Here is a 20408-nt window from a genome sequence, read left to right as displayed (position 1 = left end):
CCACCGGTGACGGGAGCCGCGCCGCTCCCGTCACCGGTGTCCGTCAAGGGGTGACCGGGATGTTGGTCAGCCCGCTCACCGCCCTCGACACGGTGTTGGACGCGTGGACGACGTTGGGCCGATCCGAGCACTTCGACGTCGACGTGATCTTGATGGCGTACTGACCGACCCCGCCGAGATCGGACTTGTTGTCCCGCCACACGTTCCCGCACCCGTTCGGGAACGACGGGGTGGTCGCCGGATTGTGCGTCTCGTACCCGTTCGCGAAGGTCCCCGGCGAAGCGAAGGTGCCGGTGTTGCCCTCGATCACGTACCCGGATCCCTTGACATCGACCCAGGAGTCGGCCGAGTTCTGCCCGGAAACCCCTTGGCCGTCGAAGGTGTTGCCCCGGATCACACCGTCCACGGTGCCTTCCTTGACATCGATGGCCTCCGCGGCGACGTACGGTCCGATGTGGTTGTCGAGCACCTGGATCCGATCGCTGCGGTCGGCCCCGCCAGAGTTCCCGTGGCACGCCCAGTTGGAACTCGCCGAGCCGAGGTAGACGCCCTCGCCGTAACCCGCCTGCACGAGGCCGGTGTGGCTGATCGTCGAATCACGGATGACGCTGTCCGCCGAGGAACGGCGGAAGTGCACCGCCTCCTCGTCGATCCGGTGCACCCGGACCGCCTCGATCACGGTGTGGTGCGAGTCGTCCGCGACGATTCCCTTCTTCGACTCTTGCACGGTGAAGCCCTTGAGATGCCAGTACGGCGCACCGTAGAGCCAGAAGCCGTACCCGGAGTCCCAGCCCGCGGTCGGTGCCGGACAGGACGGCGCCTCACCCGACGGGCCGTCGTTGACGAGGACCGCCGTCGACGGTCCGGTCACCGTGATCGGCGCGCCGGCCGTGCCGGGTTTCGTGGCCACGAACGAACCCCTATAGGTTCCGGCGGCCAGCCGGATGGTCTGGCCGGGGCTCGCGGCGGCCAGCGCGGCCCGCAGCTCCGCCGCCGTGCTCACGTCGACCACGTCTCCCGCGGGGACGCTGGTGGTCGTCGTCGGCGGTTTGCTCGTGGTCGTGGTGGGGGGCGGAGTCGTGGTGGTGCTCGGCGTTTCGCCCCCTCCCCCGCACGGCCTGCCGTTGACCGTGCAGCCGGTCGGCAGGCCGAGCCCCTTGGTGTTGAAGCCGAACGACGCGGTGCCGCCGGGTTTGACGGTGCCGTTGAAGCCGGCGTTGGTGACCTTGTAGTGCCGGCCGGTCCTGGTGAGCACCGAGCTCCAAGACGACGTGATCGAGGTGCCCTCGGGGAGATCGAATTCGATCGTCCACTGTGTACTGTTCGCGTCGCCCGCGTTGGTCAGCGTGTACTTACCGCCGTACCCGCTGTCCCACGCCGAACTCTGGGCAAAGGTCGCGGTCAGGCTGGGCGCGGCGGCCTCGGCGGTGACGACGGCGCCGAACAGGCCGGCCGCCGACGCCGTGGCCGCGATCGCGGCGAGCAGTCGTTTCCTCGTCATTCCGTGCCTCCGCATTTCGTTCCGGCGATCGTGCACGCGACCGGGAGTCCCTGACCGGCGGCGTTGAAGCCGAACGTCGCCGTGCCGCCGGGTTTGACGCTGCCGTTGTGGGCCGCGTTCCCGAACCGGTAGTGCTGTCCGGTCCTGGTCGGCACCGAACTCCACGATCCGGTGATCGTCGTCCCGGACGGCAGGTCGAACTCGACCGCCCACGAACCGACGGCGGCCGAACAGGTGTTGGTGATCGAGAAGGCGCCTCCGTAGCCGCTCTCCCAGACCGACTTACGGGTGAACGTCGCGTTCAGGCACGCGCTCGGGGTCTGGGTCGTCGTCGAAGACGGGGAAGACGGCGGGGTGCCGTCGACGGACTTCAGGAAGAGCGACGACGCGGCATCGGTCTTGGTCGCGTCGACGCCGTGCCCACCGGTGTAGTCCCGCTGCTCGTTCTTCGCCCAGTCGGCGATGGGTATGCCACCGACGTCGAGGTGTTTGTACCCGGTGCCATCCCAGCCGAAGGAGTAGACACGATGCCGGTCGGCGTAGAAGTCGTTATACGGGCCGTTGTCCGCGAGCTGTTTGGTCATGGCGTTGTTGAAGAACACGTTGCGGTAGCCGGTAGCGCCCGACCACTTGACCGCCTTCTTGCCCGCGCCCCACCAGATCGGGAACCAGTTCGAATCGTCGGGTCCGCCGCCGCCCTCCTCGCCGCAGTTGGCCCGGCAGTTTCCGGAGCGGTGCGCGTACGGGACCTTGACCGTGTTGAGTTCGAACAGGTTGTTGCGTTCCCAGCCGCCGTGCAGGTTGAGGTCGGAGTCGAACGAGTTGCCGATCACCACGTTGCCCGCGGCGGACCACTGGAAGGTGAAATGCCGCAGCAGGGTCGAAGTGTTGCCGGCGTAGAGCGAATCCCAGACCCGGGAACCTCGGAAGTAGCCATTGCCGCCCTTGCCCTTGTTCCACGAGCCATGGAGTTCGTTGTCGACGATCTGGAGATTCTTGGCCTCCTCGGTGACGATCGGATGTGATCCGGTCATCTCCGCGCGGATGCCGCGGACCCAGGAGTTCGCCGCCCACTTGAAGACGATCCCGTGCATCTCCGCGGCCGGCGCCATGTTCCCGTAGTTGTTGTTCGCCTCAGCGGGGTTCAGGCCCGGCATGTCCTGGGTGAAGCCGAGATTCTCGAACCCGACACCGAGCACCGGGTCGACCAGCGGTGCCGCCTTCGAGTCGTAGGTGGCACCGTCGATCGGGCTCGAACCGTCGGAAGTGGAGTTCACCGGGACGTCGTACTCGAGCGGTTTGTCCAGGGTGATCGTGCGCGCGGTCGTGTCGAGCGCCGCGATCGTGAAGATCTGCTGGCGCATGTGCATGTTCAGCAACGGGAAGGTGGTCGGCGTGGCCTGCTGCTGCTCGTAGAACTTCCGCGAGTTGGCCGCCCTGATGTTGACCAGGTTCCCGGCGGCGAGCGAGGTGAGCGCACCGCTGCTTGCCAGGTGGACGACCTTGTCCCCCGTCCGCGCGGCGAACGCGGTGTCGCCCGGCTTGCCCCGCAGCTTCACCCCGGCTTTCCAATGGACGTTGATCGTGCCCTCGAAGATGTCCTTGCGGTTCGCGGGCGCCGAGGCGTGGTCGCTGGAGTAGGACGTGTGCACTCCCCTGGACTGGACCCGGAACAGCCCGCGACCGGGCCACAACCAACCGCCCTTGCCCGCGCCCGAGGTCATCCCGTCCTCGTCCCAGTCGGAACCGTCCGGGGTGAGCGTGTCGTAGAGGGTGTTCGCGTCGGGTTCGTAGACGAACTTCGTGGCGTCCTTGCCCGCACCCCGCAGGATCAGGTAGTCGGCGTCGACGTGGATCTCGTGCGTGACGTCGAACCGGCCCGCCGGGAAGGTGATCGTGCTGAGCTTGGTGTAGCTCCCGGACGGCGAACACGCGCTCTTGATCCCGTCGATCGCCGACTGGATCCCGTTCGTGTCGTCGGCGCCGTCGTCGGGTTTGACGTTGTACTGGCTCGCCAGTTCGGCCGCGGTGACCTGGCAGGTGGCGTTCGGATTCACTTCGCCGGAGCCGGGCAGCGCGGCACCGCCGCGATACCCGGCCTTGGACCAGTCGTAGAGTCCCGAGACCGGCGCGCGACGGTTGGCCGCTCCGAGGTCGAGGCCGGGCAACGCGCCGGGACCCGGCGCCGCGTCCGCCACCTGGGGCGGTACCTGCAGTAGTGCGGCGGTGGCGACCACGGCGGCGATCGCCGGGAGGACGGCTCGACGAAGAGGACTTTTTCGGGACACCCGAAACCTCCGTGACGGACTGACGGAAGGTGTTGCGGCGTGTACACCCGGACCCCGTCTTTATAGTTCACGTCCCTGTCGGTCGTCAACGGATGTGAATTATGTCCATGTATGTGAACGGCACCGGATCGAGGCGCCGGTGTTCTACGCGCGCTCGGCGCTCGATGACACCTTGTGCGCCAACGGGTCAGTGCTCACCTGAGCGGAACCGGTCGAGCACGCGGCGCTCCCGCTTCGTCGGGCGTCCCGCGCCCCGCTCCCGCCGCGCGACCGGAATGGCGGCCTCGGGCGGCGGCGCGGGCGTCCGGTCGATGAAGCAGGTCGCGGCGTCGGCCGCACCGACCCGTTTCTGGATCACTCGCGTCACTTCCAGAATCCGCGTCGTGTCGTGTACCCGCGCGCGCACTTCGTCACCGGCCACGACCGTGGTCGCGGGTTTGGCCGGTTTGCCGTTCACGCGGACATGGCCGCCCCGGCATGCCGCCGCGGCGTCCGGACGCGTCTTGGTCAGCCGGACGGCCCACAGCCAGCGATCAACTCGAGTGGACTCCACAGCAGTACATAGTGGCCTATCGGCCGGCTTTATTGCCACCCGGCATAGCCGCAGGTATAACTTGTTCTAAATCCCTCAACGGTGAGGAAGATCACGTGAGCGACGAAGCCATGCGGAGAAGCGCTTCTGGACAGTTATCCCGCCGCCTTTTTATTGCAGGAACTGGTTCTATCTTGGGCGCGGCCGCCCTCGGCGGGACCGCTTCCGCGAAAAGTTCGATCGCCGATGCCGCCCGAATCCCGGCACTCGTCGTCGGTTCCGGATACGGCGGCTGCGTCGCCGCGCTCCGGCTCGCCGAGGCCGGCGTCGACGTCCATCTCGTCGAACTCGGCATGGCCTGGGACACCCCGGGCACGGACGGCAAGATCTTCGCCAACACCACCAAACCCGACTACCGCTCCTTCTGGCTGAGGACGCGGACCAAGCAGCCGTTGAGCAACTTCCTCGGCTTCCCGCTGGACAAGGACGTCCCGCGCCACACCGGGATCCTCGACGCCGAGGACTTCAGCGGCATCACCGTCTACCAGGGGCGCGGCGTCGGTGGCGGCTCACTGGTGAACGGCGGCATGGCCGTCACGCCGAAACGGGAGAACTTCGGCGCCGTCCTGCCCACGGTCAACGCCGACGAGATGTACGGCGTCTACTACCCGCGCGCCAACACGGGCCTCGGCGTCGCCACCATCGACCAGAACTGGTTCGAGACCGCCGAGTGCTACCAGTACGCGCGGGTCGGCCGGAAACACGCGCAGCGGTCCGGCTTCCCGTTCCTGTTCGTCCCGGACGTGTACGACTGGGACTACATGAAGAAGGAGCAGGCGGGCACGGTGCCGAGGTCCGCGCTGGCCGGGGAGATCCTCTACGGCAACAACGCCGGAAAGAAATCGTTGCAGCAGACCTATCTCCCGCGGATCAAGGCGACGGGGCGGGTGACGATCTCGCCGCTGCACCGCGTCACGTCGGTGACGCCCGCGTCCGGCGGCGGGTACACCGTGGTGATGGAGCAGCTCGACACCGGCGGCACCGTGACGGCGACGAAGTCCGTCACCGCGGACAAGGTGTTCTTCGCCGCGGGCAGCGTCGGCACGAGCAAACTGCTGGTCAAGCTCAAGGCCACCGGCGCGCTGCCGAACCTCAGCAACGAGGTCGGGAAAGGCTGGGGCGACAACGGGAACGTCATGTGCGGACGGGCCAACCACATGTGGGACGCCACCGGGGCACTCCAGTCGTCCATCCCGACCGCGGGTATCGACAACTGGGCGGCGGGCGGCGCGTTCGCCGAAGTCGCGCCCCTGCCGACCGGCATCGAGACCTACGCCTCGTTCTACCTGTCGATCACCAAGAACCCCCACCGCGCGACGTTCTCCTGGAACCCGAGCGCGAACAGGGTCGACCTCGACTGGCAGACCGCGTGGAAACAGCCGTCGATCGAGATGGCGAAGACGATCTTCGACAAGATCAATGCCAAGGAAGGCACGATCTACCGGACCGACCTCTTCGGCACGTACAAGATCTGGGGCGACCACCTCACGTACCACCCGCTCGGCGGCGCGGTACTCGGCAAGGCGACCGACAATTACGGCAGGCTCCACGGATATCCGGGGCTTTACGTGATCGACGGCGCGCTGATTCCGGGAAACACCTCGGTGAACCCGTTCGTCACCATTACCGCACTGGCGGAAAGGAACATCGAAAAGATCGTCGCCACCGATCTGTGACGACGATCGAAAAGGCCGAGGGCGCCGCCCTCGGCCTTTTCTCATAGCTTCGGCAGAACGCAGACGGTGTCGATCCCCAAAACGTGGTTCAGCCGTCCGAAGGCGAGCCAGGATCCGATGCTCATGCTCAGTTCGACGATTTCCTTCTGGCTGTAGTGCTCGGCCATCCGCTTCCAGAACTCGTCGTCGATGCCGTGGTGGTCGAGCGCGTAACGTTCGGCATACTCGGCGGCCAGCCGGGTCCGCTCGTCGAACGCGTCGGTGGTGCGCCACTCGGTCACCGCGTCGGCGAACTCCTCCTCGACCTTCACCCCGTCGCGCTCGGTCCGCCAGTCCAAGCAGAAGACGCAGCCGTTGATCTGCGCGATCCGCAACCGGGCCGCCTCGAACTCGCGGAGCCCCAGCGTGGTGTGCGAGTACACCGCGAGCGAGAGTTGCGAGGCGGCGACACCGATACCGGGCACCATCTCGCCCCATACGTAGCCGATCGGGTCCTTACCCTCGGGAATGTCGATGTTCATCGCGCGCTCCTTCCGAGCTTGCCGGTCGCCGGTCGCAGGGGGACGTCGAGCGCGTCGTAGAGGCCCGGTTCGGCCTCCACGAGCCAGTCGATGGCGCCGACCAGCCTGCCGACCGCGGTCGCGTTGCCGCCGGCGGACCGGTTCTCGCCCTCGTCGACGGCCTCGACCGAGACTTCGATCCTGGGGCGGCCCTCGATGATCACCTTGTGCGCCCCGTCGCCGCTGGGCGGCATCGGCCAGTCCGGCGCACACGACGAGTGGATCCGGGTGACGTGCTCGATGACGATCCGGGGCGCACCGTCCACGATCCCCTGCACTTCGAAGCGGACCGCGCCCTGAGTGCCCTCTTCGAAATCGCCCATCGCCCGCGTGGTCACGGTCTTTTCCAACGGACGTCGGTCGAGCGTCTCGCGGATCTCGTCCAGGTCGACACCGAGACCGCGGGCGATCAGCCGCACCTGCCCGCCCCACACCATCGTGGGCACCGACGGGGCCAGCATCGGCGGCTCGTAGTCCATCGGCTGCCCCATCCCGACCAGATAGCGGACGGAATCCGGCTGGTCGTAGGTGGAGTAGTCGAAGATCTCCTGACAGCGGACGACGTCCACGGTGGTGCCGAGCCCGCTGATCAGCAACGGCAGGATGTCGTTGCCCCATCCCGGATCCACGCCGGAGACGAAGAGCGAGCCGCCGCCCTCCGCGATCGCCGCGAGCACCGGCTCGCGCAGTTCTGCGGGCGCGTTGCGCTGGTCGTACAGCGCGTAGAGCGCGGGCGTCACCACCACCGCCCCGGCCCGGATCGCGCGGACGATGTCGGCCAGCGCTTCGGCGGGCCGGATGTCCCCGGATGCCGCGTACACCACCGCTCGCGGCCCCGCCGCCAGAACCGCTTCGACATCATCGGTCGCCGCCACACCCAGTTCGCCGTCGATTCCCGCGAGCGCGGCCGCGTCACGGCCGACCTTCGCGGAATCGTGCACGAGCACCCCGGTGAGTTCCAGCGCCGGATGCGCCTCGACGGCCCGGATGGAGGCACGGCCGATGTTGCCTGTACCCCAGACAACAGTGGGAATCATGAAGTCGAGGTTAACCGAATCCCAGTACCGGAACAATGAGGAAAACCGCAGGTCAGAGCGCATTACTCGGGTTCATTCCGGCGGGCAACGAAAGCGTTCCGGTACGCGGAACGGGGGCTGTTCCAATCGGGTTGAGGCGCGACGGCGGACGTGTGTAGTGTGCGTCCCGTGACGAGCCCCGAGTCGGACAGAACCCCGCCGCCGGTCATCCGGCGGCGAGTCGTCGTGTCCGGCCGTTAGGCGTCGGTCCTCTCGCTTCCCGGTGACCGGAGCGCTGTTCCGTGCGTCCGGCCGGACTTCTTCCTGCCTCGCGCACGGCTCCTCCTGCTCACTTTCCTTGGGAGTCGTCCGTTGCCCCTGTTCGTCTATGTCCTCGGCCTTGCCGTCTTCGCGCAAGGCACCTCCGAATTCATGGCTTCCGGTCTCGTGCCGGGGATCGCCGGTGACCTGTCCGTCCCGGTGGGCGCGGCCGCCGCGCTGACGTCGGCCTACGCCGTCGGAATGATCGTCGGCGCACCCGCCATGGCCGTGCTCAGCGCGCGCTGGCCACGACGCCGTGCCTTGGCCGGGTTCCTGACCGTCTTCGTCGTGGTGCACGTCATCGGCGCCGTGACGACGAGTTTCCCGCTGCTGTTCGGCACCCGGATCGTCGCGGCCATCGTCAACGCCGGCTTCCTCGCCGTCGCCATGCCCGTGGCGGTCACCCTGGCGCCGCCGGGAAAGCAGGCGCGAGCGACCGCGGTGCTGCTGGCGGGTATCACGCTGTCGTGTGTCGCCGGAGTGCCGGCGGGTGCCGTACTGGGTGACCTCGCCGGCTGGCGGTCCGCGTTCTGGGCCGTCGCCGCGTTGTGCCTTCCCGCGCTGGTACTGGTGTTCCGTTCCGCACCCGCCGATGCGGCGGTTCCGCGCGAAGTCTCGATCAGGCACGAAGCACGTGAACTGAAAGCACCTCCCGTCCGACAGGCGATGCTCCTCGGCGCGTTGGTGAACGGCGCCACCTTCGCGACGTTCGCCTTCCTCGCGGTCATCGCGACGGACGTCGCCCACCTCCCGGCCGGGGCGGTTTCGGGGCTGCTGGCGGCGTTCGGCGTCGGCGCGTTCCTCGGCGTCACGGTGGCAGGCCGCACGGGCGACGGCGAACTCCGGCGCGGTCTCGTGCTCGGGTTGTGCGCCCTGCCGGTGGGCTGGGTGGTGCTGGCGATTGTCGGCACGCACCCGGTCGCCCTGTTCGTCGTGACGTCCGTCCAAGGTGGACTGTCGTTCGGCTGCGGTTCCGCGCTCGTCGCCCGGATCATGCACGTGGCCCCGGGAGCTCCGACGCTGGGCGGCTCGTTCGCGACCGTCGCGCTGAACGCGGGCGCGTTCCTGGGGCCGGTGCTCGCCGGTTTCGTCACGGAGTCGACCGGTGATTACCGGTACGCCATCTGGATCAGCGCGGCTATCACCGTCGTCGCGCTGCCGCTCGTCCTGCGAGAGAAGCGCTCGTGAACCGCGCGGGCGGGTGGACGTCGAGCCACCCGCCCGCGCGCTGGGTAGCATCGGCCGCACCATGGAGATGATCACTGTGCCGGCGGGCGAGGTGACGCTGGCGGACCGGCGTACACAGCGGAAGTGGACCGTCGAGGTCGCGTCTTTTCTGCTCGCCCCGGTTCCGGTCACCCGCGAGCCCGGCAGGCTCCCCCTCGTCGACGTCTCCTGGCAGGACGCCCTGGGGTTCTGCAACACCCTGTCCGAACAGGAAGGCCTCACTCCCGCCTACCGGCTGGATTCCCCGGCCTGGGACCGGACCGCGAACGGCTATCGGCTGCCCTCGGAAGCGGAATGGGAGTACGCCTGCCGCGCCGGCACGAGCGGTCCGCGCTACGGGCCGCTCGACGAGATCGCCTGGTACCGCGAGAACTCCGCGGAGACCGTGCACGAAGTCGGTGGCAAGGCGCCCAACGCGTGGGGCCTCCACGACATGCTCGGCAACGTCTGGGAATGGTGCTGGGAGGTGTACGACGCCGAGGTGTACGGCGAATACCGGGTTCTGAAGGGCGGCGGCTGGTTCGACGAGCACTGGAGCTGCCGGGCTTCGGTACGACGTCGCAGTCACCCGACCTTCCGGGTCGACGACGTCGGCTTCCGTCTCGCCCGGTCACTGTGACCCCGGCTCCGCGACATGATGATCACGCGATTGAATGACGGCACGGACACCCGGCCAGGGTGTCGGACCCTGGAGGAAACCGTGACCGGAACCGCTCCCCGAGACGTCGAACGCGTCTACTCCACCGCCGACGTCGTCGCGAAACTGCGCCGGCTCGCCGACGCGCTCGAGTCCGAGACCTCTTTCCGCATCCAGATCGCCGGGGAACGGTTCCGCGTCCCCGCCCGCGCGCAGTTCTCGATCGAGCACGAGCGCGGTGACGGCGAGGAAGAGGTCGAGTTCCAGCTGAAGTGGAAGATCGAAGAGAGCGACTCGGACGACGACTCCGAGGGCACCGTCGTCTGATCTGTCCATAAAGGACTGGGCGGGCTCGTGCTTCGGCGGTGGGCCCGCCCGCTTTTCATGTCGCGAAAGTGGCTTTCGCGACGCGCCTGGGCAGCACCGGGTACTCGGAGCGACCGGTCACCCACCGGCGTTGCGAAAGCCTCTTTCCCAACGCTGAAGGTTGCGAAAGTGGCTTTCGCAACGTGCCCGAGCCCGGAATCCGGGTCGCCGCTCAGACGATGCCGCCGTTGGCGCGAAGGACCTGGCCGTTGACCCAGCGGGCCGGGCCGGCCAGGAACGAGACGACCTCGGCGATGTCGGACGGGGTGCCGAGGCGTTCGAGCGGAGACTGCGCCGCCATGCTCGCGACGGTCGCCTCGTCCTTGCCGTCCAGGAACAGCGCCGTGGCGGTCGGACCGGGCGCGACCGCGTTCACGGTGATGTCGCGGCCGCGCAGTTCGCGGGCGAGGACCAGGGTGATCGCCTCGACCGCGCCCTTCGACGCGGCATAGGCGGCGTATCCCGGCAGCGCGAGGCCGAGCACCGATGTGGAGAAGTTGATGATCGCGCCACCGTCGCGGACGCGGCGGGAGGCCTGCTGGTCGACCACGAAGGTGCCGCGGATGTTGGTGCGGTGCAACCGGTCCAGCCGGTCGAGGTCCAGCTCGGCCACCGGCGCGAGGTACAAGGCACCCGCGGCGTGGACCACGACGTCGACTCCGCCGAAGGTCTTCTCCGCGACGTCGAACACGGCCGCGACGGCCTGCTCGTCCGCGACATCGGCCTGTGCCGCAATCGCCTGACCTCCACCGGCGGTGATCGCGTCGACCGCGGCCTGGGCCTCGTCCTTGTTGCCGCCGTACACGACGACGACCGCGAACCCGTCGGACGCCAGCCGCTCGGCCGACTGCCTGCCGATGCCCCGCGAGCCGCCGGTGACGATCGCTACGCGTGCCATGCAAGTACTCCCATCAGGCGTTTTCGTTGATAACGAGATCACTGTATCAGCGATATCGAACCAGCGCTATCAGGTAGGTGTTATCGTCGATTCATGACGTTGACGACGAAAGACCGGTTGATCCGCGCGGCCGCGGAGCTCTTGGAGGAGGGCGGGCGCGAGGCGCTGTCGACGCGTGCGGTCAGCGCCGCCGCCGGTGTGCAGGCGCCGACGCTCTACCGGATCTTCGGCGACAAGGACGGTCTTCTCGATGCTGTCGCCACGTACGGCTTCAAGAGCTACCTGGAGGGAAAGCACGCTCTCGGGCAGACCGGCGACCCGGTGCGCGACCTCCGGCGAGGTTGGGACCTGCATGTCGAGTTCGGCCTGCGCCGGCCCGCCTTCTACATGCTCATGTACGGCGAGCCCCGCGTTCGCGAAGCGCGTCAGGAGGCCGACGCGATGCTCCGCCGGATCATCGAACGCATCGCCGAGGCGGGCAGGCTGCGCGTGCCGGTCGAACAAGCCGCGCAGTTGGTGCACGCGACGGGAATGGGGGTGATCCTGTCCTTCCTCGCGAGCCCGCCGGAACAGCGCGATCCGGATCTGCTCATCGCCGCGCGCGAGCACGTGATAGCGGCGATCACCACCGACTGCCCGGACAAGGCTTCGGACATCCCCAGCCGCGCGATCGCGCTCAAAGCCGCCTTGGAGAAGGAACCCGGCGACGTCCTGACTCCCGCCGAGCGAGCGATGCTCGCCGAATGGCTCGACCGCCTCGCGCGCTGAGCTACCGGCCGACGGCCTTCGCCGCCGCGACCGCCTGCCCGGCATAGGACCGTCCGAAAAGGACGGTGTGCACCAGAAGCGGGAACAACTGGTGCGCGCCGATCCGATCGGTCCAGCCGTCGGCGAGCGGGGCGACCTCCTGGTAAGCGGCGAGCACCCGGTCGAGCAACGGGCAGCCGAACAACTGCAGCATCGCCAGATCGGTTTCGCGATGGCCGCCGTGGGCGGCCGGGTCGATGAGCGACGCCTCGACGGCTCCCCACAGCACATTGCCGTTCCACAGGTCACCATGCAGGCGCGCAGGCGGTTCCGACACTTCGGGAAGCCGCGTGCAAGCCTGCTCGATGACAGCGGCTTCGTCACCGTTCAGCGTGCCTTCGTCGACCGCACGGCGGAGGTAGGGCAGGACCCGATGCTCGGCATACCAGGTCGGCCAGTCCTCGCCCGGCGTGTTCTCCATCGGCGCCAGGCCGATCCACGCGTCAGTGGGCCCGTCCGGCGGCGCCGCGCCGAACGCGGGCGCGCCCGACGTGTGCAACTCCGCGAGCCCCCTCCCCAGCCGCTCCGCCGCGTGATGCGTCGGCCTTCCGCCGCCGACCAGTTCCGTGACCAGCCATTCGCCGTCGTGGCCGCGAACCTCGGGCACCCGCACCGCACCGGGCTCTCCCAGCCACCGCAGGCCCGCGGCCTCGGCCGGCGTCGCGTTCCGGGCGTGGCCGCGTTTGACGACCACCGTGTCGCCGCTGTCGAGTACCACTTCGGTCACCCCGCTCGACAGGCTCCTCTGCTCGGCGACGGCGCGTCCGGTGATCTTCGTGGCAGCCTCGGCAGGCGTCGAAACCTGGGTCATGCCCGCAACCTACCTCCGCCGATCGGGTGAACGCTCGTTGTACGGAGAGGAATCCGCGTGCGTGCGTTTTCGAGAGACGAACGGCCTTCACCGGGGCGAAACGAACAACCCAGCCGGTTTCCCGACCTCGGTCGGGCTGTGCCCGGTCAACGCCCGGAACTCTCGGACGAGGTGCGCTTGGTCGCTGTAACCGCTCGAATGCGCGACCTCCGCCCAGGAGAGCGACGGCGCCCGGTCCAGCAGCGCCAGCACTCGATTGAGCCGGGCGATCCGTCCGACGGTGCGGGGATTCAGCCCGATCTGCTCGCGGAACCGGACGTTGAGGTGCTGCCTGCTCCAGCCGATCTCGTCCGCGAGGAGGTCGACGCGGACCGGGCCCGCGCAAAGCCGATCCCACGCGTATCGGACAGGTGCGGCCAGCTCTGGGCCGCGAGCGAGCCTCGCCGCGAGGTACTCGTCCAGCAGCCGGAATCTCTCCGGCCAGTCCACCGCTTCGGCCAGCCGGCCGGTCAGCGACCCGGCGGGCAGCAGGTCCGACGCCGCGACGACCGAGTTCGCCAGCTCCCGCAACGGAATCCCGAACAACGCGTACGAACCGAGCGGGGTCAGGGTGACGACGATCCCGCGTGAACGCCCGGCCTGCTCGACGCGCAACGGCCGGTCCCGCAAGCCCAGCACCGGCGACGCGGGAACATCCGGCCCTCTGGCCGGCGCGTCGATGTCGATCACCCAGGTGAGCACGGACAACGGGGTGACCTGCCAGGAGTTGGCGCCCGCGTCGGGAAGGTCATGTGCGACGTAGCTCGACACATGGGCGGCGAGGACGGGGTGCGGCCGACCGAGAATCCGCTCGCCGGGCGCGCGGACGATGTGCCGCCGCGGAACCACGAGACCCCACCCGCCCATGGCGCCATCTTACTTTCGTTCAAGACCCGGAAGACGGGTTTGCCTAGCGTTCCGCTCATGAACGAAATCGGGGGTTTCAGAAATCCGGCGGCCGAAAAACGCTATTTCGCCGCCTACGACCGCGCGATGGCCGAATGCCCGGAACCGGGCACGGTCTTCGACGTCGAAACGCGCCACGGCACCACGCGGGTCTACCGCTACGGCGACGGTGGCAGCTCGGTCGCCCTGCTGCCGGGGCTCCTGGCGACCTCGGCCTGCTTCGCGGCACTCATCCCGGCCTTGGCCGAACACCACACCGTCTACGCGATCGACACTCTCGGCGAAGCCGGCCGTAGCGTGCAAAAGGCGCCGTTCAAGGACATCCGCGACCGCACGAGCGCCCTCGACGACGTCTTCGAGGACCTGGGATTGAAGGACGTACGTCTTGTCGGCGGTTCGACCGGGGGCTGGCACGCGGTCAACCAGGCGATCCACGAACCCGGCAGGCTCGCGTCCATCACGTTGCTGGACGCGACCACCGTCTCGGCGCCGTTCACGCGGAAAGTCTTCCGGTACGGCTTGGCCGCCGCCGTACTCGACAGCGATCGGCTGTGGCGCCGGTTCTTGGCGTGGTCCGCCGGCGAGGACGTGTTCGACCAGCCGGCCGCGCGGCTCGTGCTCACCGGTATCCGGTGCTATCGCGCCCGGGTGCCGTTCCAGGTCTGCCCGAGCGACGAGGCGTTGCGGTCCATCGAAGTGCCCACGCTCGCCCTGTTCGGTGGGCGCAGCGTAGTGCACGATTCCGCCGCTGCCGCCGCGCGACTCAAGAGCCTGCTCCCCCATGCCGACGTCGAAATCCTGCCGGACGCCGGTCACTACCTCTATCTCCGCCCGCCGGACCGAGACCTGATCATCGAGCGGATCCTCGACAGGGTCGCTTAGGCGGCCCGCGCGCCGGAGCCTCGGCGCGCGGCGGCCAGACTGGCTCGGCAGGCGGCGATCAGTCTGGCCGAGGCGGCGCTTTCGCCGTGACCGCACCGAGGACAGGACATCGTGACGTCGCCGGACAGTTCGTCGACGGAGACGGTCAACGCGGTGGCGCACGAGCGGCACCAGCGATGGCGCGTGACCGGGTTGACGTGCAGCGGGGAAGCGACGCACTGGTGGATCCAGCGGCCGTGCACGTGGCAGGTCAGGCGGTCGTCCGGGGACAGGCGGCCGATGTCTTCGGCGTCGTCCTCCATCGCCAGCAGAACCGGCAAGGTGCGGCTCACCGGGTTCAGCCGCGTGGTCGAGGCCAGTGTCGTGGTGTTCATCGCTTTCTCCTTCCGGCTCTTATCAGGACGTCGAACGGGCAGCGCCAGATACGACACGGCCGGGCAGCCTTTTGCCGAAACCTCCCTCAAGAGGGTGAAATGATCTTGGTCGAATCCGAACCGTCACCCCATTCGGGTTAATCGCGCGTATCTTTCGGATCATGACGGCCGCCCTCGTTTCACTGTCCACATCAGACAGTCTCGAACGCGGCTACCTGCTGTTTCCCCCCGCGGGCGGAAACAGCCAGGCCTTCGACGCGCTCGCGGGCGCGGTCGACGCGGACGTCCGGGCCTTCGAATATCCCGGACACGGGGGACGGCTCGCGGAATCGCCTGCGTCCTCTCTCGAAGAGCTCGCCACATACTTGGCCGCCGCGACACCGAAGGCCTGGTTCTCCCGCTCCGTGACGATCGGATTCGGAATGGGCGCCTTCGTCGCCTTGGAAACCGCTCAACGCCTCGATGTCGCCCCCGGCGCGCTGGTCGTCGTGGACGCGTGCGCCCCGCAGCGGCGCTCGCCGGACAAGAACGCCAAGGCCGGCGCGTCGGCGATGGGGCGGGTGTTCGGCCGCACCGGGCTCACCCCAGTCGCGGGCTATCGCGACTCGCCCGAATGCTGGGAGTACGCCCTCGACCTGCTGCTCGGCGACCTCCAACTGCTGAACGCCTACCGCGGGCCCGCCAGGACACGGCTCCCGTGCCCGATCGCGGCGATCCGCGGCGCCGACGATCCCGCGTCCACGTCGGGCGATGACGCCACAGGTGGCTGGCGGGTCTGGACGTCCGGTCCGTTCGTGGGGCGCGTCGTACCCGGCGGGTATCTGGGCGTTCTCGACTCCGGCAGGGAGGCCGCGTTCTGGGCCCGGATCCGCAGGCTGGAGGCGGCCTTCGTGGGCGCCGAGCCGGAAGTCGCCTAGTACGTGACGTACACCGGTGACGTCGTCCGACGGTCGCCGCGCCAGTGGCCCGCACCCTAATTTCGTCCCGTACCAGGCGTTTCGCGGGAGGAATCAGGATGCTCAGCAGGAGAAGGTTCGCGCAGGCCGTCGTCGCCGCGACAGCGGGAGCCACCGTGGCGGGTTGCTCGGCCCAGCCCGCGGCGGCACCGGCGGCGACGCCCGCCACGACCGGCGGGAACACCTCGCTCGGTCCGATCAAGCAGATCGACGCCGGAGAACTGAGCATCGGTTACGCCGAAGCCGGCCCCGCCGGCGGTCCGGTGGTGGTCCTCCTACACGGCTGGCCCTACGACATCCACAGCTACGTCGACGTCACCCCGCGTCTGGTCGCGGCCGGGTACCGGGTGATCGTGCCGTTCCTGCGCGGCTACGGGCCGACCAGGTTCCTGTCGAAGGACACGTTCCGCAACGGCCAGCAGTCCGCGATCGCCGCCGACATCGTCGCGTTGCTGGACGCCCTCAAGATCGACAAGGCCGTCTTCGGCGGCTTCGACTGGGGCGCCCGAACGGCCGTGATCATCGCCGCGCTGTGGCCCGAACGGTGCAAGGCACTCGTCTCGGTGAGCGGCTACCTGGTGACCAACCGGGAGACGAACAAACAGCCGCTATCCCCGGCCGCCGAGCTCGGCTGGTGGTACCAGTACTACTTCGCAACCGAGCGCGGCATCCTCGGCTACACGAAGAACCGCCACGACTTCAACAAGCTGATCTGGAAGATCGCGTCGCCGAAGTGGAACTTCGACGACGCGACCTACGACCGTTCCGCGGCGTGCTTCGACAACCCGGACCACGTCGCCATCGTGATCCACAACTACCGGTGGCGGCTGAGCCTTGCCGACGGCGACCCGAAACTCGACGCACTGGAAGCGAAACTCGCGCAAGGACCGGCGGTTTCGGTGCCCACCATCACGATCGGCAGCGATTTCGACGGCCCGAACACCGACGGCAAGGCGTATCGGTCGAAGTTCTCCGGCAAGTACGAGCACCGCGTCCTGAACGGCATCGGCCACAACGTCCCGCAGGAGGCGCCGGAGGAGTTCGCCAAGGCCATCCTCGACGTCGACCGGTTCTAGCGTGCCCCGGTGAGGTGTTCGAGGGCCAGTTGGGACAGGCGGATGAAGCCGTAACCCCGTTCCGCGGCCTCGTCCGGGTCGAAGTCCTCGAACGCCGAGCGGTTTGCCAGCAGATCCGCCGCCGTCTCGCCCTCGTCGAGGGTCGGTGTCGCCAGTTCCGGGACGAGCGCGGTGTCCAGCGCGGCACGTACCTCGGGATCGGCGCGGAACGAGCGGGCTCGTTCGGCGAACAGGAGGTAGCCGGCCATGTTGGCCTCGGCACTGGCCCAGACGCCGTCCATGTTCTCCGTGCGCAGCGGCTTGTAGTCGAAATGCCGCGGCCCGTCGTAGCCGCCGTGCTCCAGCAGATCGACCAGGAAGAACGACGACAGCACGTCGCCGTGCCCGAATACGAGGTCCTGGTCGAACCGCGGGCCGCGCTGGCCGTTGAGGTCGATGTGGAACAACTTGCCCTGCCACAGGGCCTGCCCGATGCCGTGGACGATGTTGAGCCCGGCCATCTGCTCGTGCCCGACCTCCGGGTTCACACCGACGATCTCGTGATTGTCCAGCGTGGAGATGAACGCCAGCGCGTGCCCGATGGTCGGCAGCAGGATGTCGCCGCGTGGTTCGTTCGGCTTCGGCTCCAGCGCGAGCCGAAGGCCGTAGCCCTGGTCGAGGACGTACTGAGCGAGGAAATCGATACCTTCGCGGTAGCGGTCCATCGCCGCGCGAACGTCCTTCGCGGCGTCGGTCTCGCTGCCTTCGCGGCCGCCCCAGAGCACGAACGTCGACGCGCCGAGTTCGGCGGCCAGGTCGAGGTTCCGCAGCACCTTCCGCAGCGCGTACCGGCGGACGTCGCGGTCGTTGCTGGTCAGGCCGCCGTCCTTGAAGACGGGGTGGCTGAACAGGTTCGTGGTGACCATCGGGACGACGAGACCGGTCTCGGCGAGCGCGCCCTGGAAGCGTTTGAGGTGCTGCGCGCGTGCCGCGTCGGCCGAGCCGAACGGGACGAGGTCGTCGTCGTGGAAGGTGATCCCCCAGGCCCCGAGATCCGAGAGCCGGTGCACGGCTTCGACCGGGTCGAGCGGAGGACGGCTCGCTGGGCCGAACATGTCGTTCCCCTGCCAGCCCACGGTCCACAGCCCGAAGCTGAACTTGTCCTCACGCGTCGGTGCCTGAGCCATCTCGCCTCCCAATTAGTTTGATGCCTGAACTTATCGACGCCACTCTGGCGGGTCAAGGCTTTCGTTCAGGCATCGAACGAATACAATCGCGCGATGATCGGCACGCGCCCGGCGGGACAGCACACCGTGCGGCAGCACAACGCCGCCCTCGTCCTCGGCGCGATCGCGGATGGGCCGGGCACTTCGCGGGCTGGGCTCGCCGCCGCCACCGGACTCACGAAGGCCACCGTGTCGACCGTGGTCGACCGCCTGATCGCGGCGGATCTCGTCGCCGAAGGCGAGCCGGAACAGCGCTCCGGCCCCGGACGGCGCGGCACCGTCGTGTCGCTCTCCCCCACCGGCCCGCACGGGCTCGGGATCGAAATCGGTGTCGACTACCTGGCGTCCTGCCTCGTCGATCTGACCGGCACCGTCCGGGCGCAGGAAGTCCGGTACGCGGACAACCGGACTCCGCGCGTCTTCCAGCGCGTCTCGGCGTTCCTGCGCAAAGCGCGGAAGCAGGCGGACGCGCTGGGTGTTCCCGTCGGCGGTGTCGGTATCGCGGTCCCGGGCCTGGTCGAATCCGGGCTCGTGCGGCTGGCGCCCAACCTGGGCTGGCGCGACGTCGACCTCGCCGACCGGCTCGGCGAGACGTTCACCGTCGCCAACGAGGCGAACTTCGCGGCACTCGCCGAGCTCTGGCACGGCTCGGCGTTGCCGGATTTCGTCCACGTGTCCGGGGAGATCGGGATCGGCGCGGGCATCGTGCTGGACCGCGCCCTGTTCGAAGGCGTCCGCGGCGCGGGCGGCGAGATCGGCCACTTGCCGGTGGCGCCCGACGGCCCGCCGTGTTCCTGCGGTGCGAACGGTTGCCTGGAGCGGATGGCGGGCCAGGAGGAGATCCTGCGGCTCGCGGGCGCGGAAACGGTGGACGACCTGGTCACCGCGCTGGAATCCGGCGAGGACACGGCGATTTCCGCGGTGACCACCGCGGCCGGACATCTCGGCGTCGGACTGTCCACTGTGGTCAATCTGATGGACGTTCCGGCGGTGGTGCTAGGCGGAACCTACGCGCGACTGGAGCCATGGCTGCGTGAGCCACTCCTCGCCGAGTTGGAGCGCCGCGTGCCCAGCACGGCGTGGTCGCCGGTCCGGGTCGTCCGCTCGGCGCTCGGCACGGGAGCCGCCGTCCGCGGGGCCGCCGGCTCCGTGATCCGCGGCATCCTCGCGGATCCCGAGCACTATCTCACGGCTCACTGGCCATCCGATTAGGACGCTCAGGGCCACTGAGCCCCGGCAGCAACGGCTCGATGGCCTGCGCCCGGCGTTCGATGTCGGGCCTCCTGGCCCGCCGCGCGTAGTCGATGAGGGCGTCCCGGTCGCCCTGGGGAAGCCAGCCCTGCTCGCTCCCGGTCTCCAACCGCACGAGGTACTGCACCAGCTCCACCGACTCGGCGCCGAACTCCCGCATCCGGCGTGTCAGCAGCTCCGCAGCCGCGAGATAGCCGTTGTTCCACGCGTGGACCGCCAGCAACTGCGCCGTCGCGGCGAGGATGTCGCCAAGGTGGAACCCGCCCTCCGCCGCGAGATGCCCGGCGAGGCGGAAACTGCGTCTGCCCTCACCGACCGGACCCTCCTCGCGAATCGCTTCGAGCAGCGCCCCGATCTGCCGCGTCAGGTAGTCCTGACCCGCGCCCTCCACCTTCACCGCATTCCTCCACCCAGTCGCCGCGATCGTAGGAAGGTGTCAATGGGGAGTAGGTCAGATACAGCGAATGCCGAACCGTTATCACCCGAATGGGGTGTTCGGCGGGGCGTTTCGGTCAGCAAGGTGCCACGGCTCCGGTCTCGCCCGCGGCGCACCAACCCGGATGACGGCGGAGCCACTCGTCGCGCTGCTTCTCGATGTCGCGCTGCGTCATTCCCCGTCCGGCGTTGACGCAACCGCCGGTCCGGCACTTGATGTTCGTCCCCGGTTCGGCGCACTGATCCTCGTCCTCGCGGCAGGCCGCCTGTGCTTTCGTGTCGGCGGGAGCCTTGCTCGTGGCGGGCGCGGCTGTTGTCGAGGCGGTCACGACCGTCGTGGTCACCTCAGCGGTCGTCGTGACCGTGACGGGTGGGCGCGCCGGCGGTGCCTGCTTCGCGCAGGCGACCACGAAGCACGACACGGCTACCGACAGCACGAGCAGGACCCGCGCCATGATTCCTCCGCCTCCGCCATCGAACCCGCCTGTATTCGGCGAGAAGGCGGAAGGCGTTACAGCGCGGCGAGGGCGCGGAAGAGTCCGCAGGAGAAGAAGGCGCTAGAGCGCCCGCGAAGCCCGGCAGCG

The 20408-nt window shown here is 68.6% G+C and carries 21 protein-coding genes; 9 read left to right on the top strand and 12 right to left on the bottom strand.

The window, feature by feature from the left end; genetic code table 11:
• Window positions 1-43: 43 nt before the first annotated feature.
• From BLW75_RS03015 to BLW75_RS03005, 3 genes are all read right to left on the bottom strand, one after another.
• Entirely contained in the window at window positions 44-1501 is a 1458-nt protein-coding gene (locus BLW75_RS03015) for a cellulose binding domain-containing protein (RefSeq protein WP_091596663.1), read from the bottom strand.
• Entirely contained in the window at window positions 1498-3789 is a 2292-nt protein-coding gene (locus BLW75_RS03010; RefSeq protein ID WP_241783909.1) for a cellulose binding domain-containing protein, read from the bottom strand. Before BLW75_RS03010 ends, BLW75_RS03015 begins: the two co-directional genes overlap by 4 nt.
• A gap of 187 nt (window positions 3790-3976) precedes the next feature.
• Window positions 3977-4342: an RNA-binding S4 domain-containing protein gene (locus BLW75_RS03005; RefSeq protein WP_034318646.1), complete on the bottom strand. Its 366-nt coding sequence runs from the start codon at window positions 4340-4342 to the stop codon at window positions 3977-3979.
• 173 nt (window positions 4343-4515) lie between these two features.
• Here BLW75_RS03005 and BLW75_RS03000 point away from each other — a divergent pair, with 173 nt between their 5' ends.
• Window positions 4516-6057, top strand: a complete 1542-nt coding sequence (locus BLW75_RS03000; protein WP_034318651.1) for a GMC oxidoreductase — start codon at window positions 4516-4518, stop codon at window positions 6055-6057.
• A 41-nt stretch (window positions 6058-6098) separates the two neighbouring features.
• Here the strand turns inward: BLW75_RS03000 and BLW75_RS02995 are convergent, their stop codons facing one another.
• Entirely contained in the window at window positions 6099-6578 is a 480-nt protein-coding gene (locus BLW75_RS02995; protein WP_034318653.1) for a carboxymuconolactone decarboxylase family protein, read from the bottom strand.
• Window positions 6575-7654: an NAD(P)H-dependent amine dehydrogenase family protein gene (locus BLW75_RS02990; protein WP_034318723.1), complete on the bottom strand. Its 1080-nt coding sequence runs from the start codon at window positions 7652-7654 to the stop codon at window positions 6575-6577. The genes BLW75_RS02995 and BLW75_RS02990 overlap by 4 nt, the downstream gene beginning before the upstream one ends.
• Window positions 7655-8005: 351 nt before the next feature.
• Between BLW75_RS02990 and BLW75_RS02985 the strand changes: the two genes are divergently transcribed.
• The 3 genes from BLW75_RS02985 (at window position 8006) to BLW75_RS02975 (ending at window position 10145) form a co-directional block, all read left to right on the top strand.
• Entirely contained in the window at window positions 8006-9142 is a 1137-nt protein-coding gene (locus tag BLW75_RS02985) for a Cmx/CmrA family chloramphenicol efflux MFS transporter (protein WP_034318655.1), read from the top strand.
• A 61-nt stretch (window positions 9143-9203) separates the two neighbouring features.
• Window positions 9204-9800: a formylglycine-generating enzyme family protein gene (locus BLW75_RS02980; RefSeq protein WP_034318726.1), complete on the top strand. Its 597-nt coding sequence runs from the start codon at window positions 9204-9206 to the stop codon at window positions 9798-9800.
• An 81-nt stretch (window positions 9801-9881) separates the two neighbouring features.
• Entirely contained in the window at window positions 9882-10145 is a 264-nt protein-coding gene (locus tag BLW75_RS02975; RefSeq protein WP_034318657.1) for an amphi-Trp domain-containing protein, read from the top strand.
• A 211-nt stretch (window positions 10146-10356) separates the two neighbouring features.
• Here the strand turns inward: BLW75_RS02975 and BLW75_RS02970 are convergent, their stop codons facing one another.
• Window positions 10357-11082: an SDR family oxidoreductase gene (locus BLW75_RS02970; protein ID WP_034318660.1), complete on the bottom strand. Its 726-nt coding sequence runs from the start codon at window positions 11080-11082 to the stop codon at window positions 10357-10359.
• 93 nt (window positions 11083-11175) lie between these two features.
• Between BLW75_RS02970 and BLW75_RS02965 the strand changes: the two genes are divergently transcribed.
• On the top strand, window positions 11176-11850 hold the full coding sequence (locus BLW75_RS02965; RefSeq protein WP_034318663.1) for a TetR/AcrR family transcriptional regulator: 675 nt from the start codon (window positions 11176-11178) through the stop codon (window positions 11848-11850).
• A 1-nt stretch (window position 11851) separates the two neighbouring features.
• Here BLW75_RS02965 and BLW75_RS02960 read toward each other — a convergent pair whose 3' ends face one another.
• Window positions 11852-12700 (bottom strand): fructosamine kinase family protein, encoded by an 849-nt coding sequence (locus BLW75_RS02960; RefSeq protein WP_034318668.1) that lies wholly within the window; start codon window positions 12698-12700, stop codon window positions 11852-11854.
• Window positions 12701-12787: 87 nt separating this feature from the next.
• Window positions 12788-13606, bottom strand: coding sequence for a helix-turn-helix domain-containing protein (locus BLW75_RS02955; RefSeq protein WP_034318671.1), 819 nt, complete (start codon window positions 13604-13606; stop codon window positions 12788-12790).
• A gap of 57 nt (window positions 13607-13663) precedes the next feature.
• On the opposite strand from BLW75_RS02955, the gene BLW75_RS02950 reads away from it, so the two are divergent.
• A complete protein-coding gene (locus BLW75_RS02950; protein ID WP_034318674.1) occupies window positions 13664-14527 on the top strand; it encodes an alpha/beta fold hydrolase in 864 nt (287 codons plus the stop codon).
• On the opposite strand, the gene BLW75_RS02945 is transcribed toward BLW75_RS02950, so the two are convergent.
• On the bottom strand, window positions 14524-14901 hold the full coding sequence (locus tag BLW75_RS02945) for a hypothetical protein (protein ID WP_034318677.1): 378 nt from the start codon (window positions 14899-14901) through the stop codon (window positions 14524-14526). The two genes, BLW75_RS02950 and BLW75_RS02945, sit on opposite strands and share 4 nt — an antisense overlap.
• Window positions 14902-15062: 161 nt before the next feature.
• Here BLW75_RS02945 and BLW75_RS02940 point away from each other — a divergent pair, with 161 nt between their 5' ends.
• Both BLW75_RS02940 and BLW75_RS02935 read left to right on the top strand, forming a co-directional pair.
• Complete coding sequence (locus BLW75_RS02940) at window positions 15063-15818, top strand: thioesterase II family protein (protein WP_034318680.1); 756 nt, start codon at window positions 15063-15065, stop codon at window positions 15816-15818.
• Window positions 15819-15916: 98 nt separating this feature from the next.
• A complete protein-coding gene (locus BLW75_RS02935; RefSeq protein WP_091596660.1) occupies window positions 15917-16933 on the top strand; it encodes an alpha/beta fold hydrolase in 1017 nt (338 codons plus the stop codon).
• On the opposite strand, the gene xylA is transcribed toward BLW75_RS02935, so the two are convergent.
• Window positions 16930-18099: a xylose isomerase gene (xylA, locus tag BLW75_RS02930; RefSeq protein WP_034318743.1), complete on the bottom strand. Its 1170-nt coding sequence runs from the start codon at window positions 18097-18099 to the stop codon at window positions 16930-16932. The genes BLW75_RS02935 and xylA overlap by 4 nt on opposite strands.
• Before the next feature lie 93 nt (window positions 18100-18192).
• On the opposite strand from xylA, the gene BLW75_RS02925 reads away from it, so the two are divergent.
• Window positions 18193-19350 (top strand): ROK family transcriptional regulator, encoded by a 1158-nt coding sequence (locus BLW75_RS02925; protein WP_034318745.1) that lies wholly within the window; start codon window positions 18193-18195, stop codon window positions 19348-19350.
• Here the strand turns inward: BLW75_RS02925 and BLW75_RS02920 are convergent.
• Together BLW75_RS02920 and BLW75_RS02915 are read right to left on the bottom strand one after the other, a co-directional pair.
• Window positions 19325-19786, bottom strand: coding sequence for a hypothetical protein (locus BLW75_RS02920; RefSeq protein ID WP_034318747.1), 462 nt, complete (start codon window positions 19784-19786; stop codon window positions 19325-19327). The genes BLW75_RS02925 and BLW75_RS02920 overlap by 26 nt on opposite strands.
• Window positions 19787-19901: 115 nt before the next feature.
• Entirely contained in the window at window positions 19902-20279 is a 378-nt protein-coding gene (locus BLW75_RS02915) for a hypothetical protein (RefSeq protein WP_034318749.1), read from the bottom strand.
• Window positions 20280-20408: the final 129 nt, after the last annotated feature.

The organism is Amycolatopsis lurida, assembly GCF_900105055.1.
Lineage (GTDB): Bacteria > Actinomycetota > Actinomycetes > Mycobacteriales > Pseudonocardiaceae > Amycolatopsis > Amycolatopsis lurida.
The sequence above is the reverse complement of the archived record's forward strand: the minus strand, read 5'-3'. Positions and strand labels throughout refer to the sequence as shown.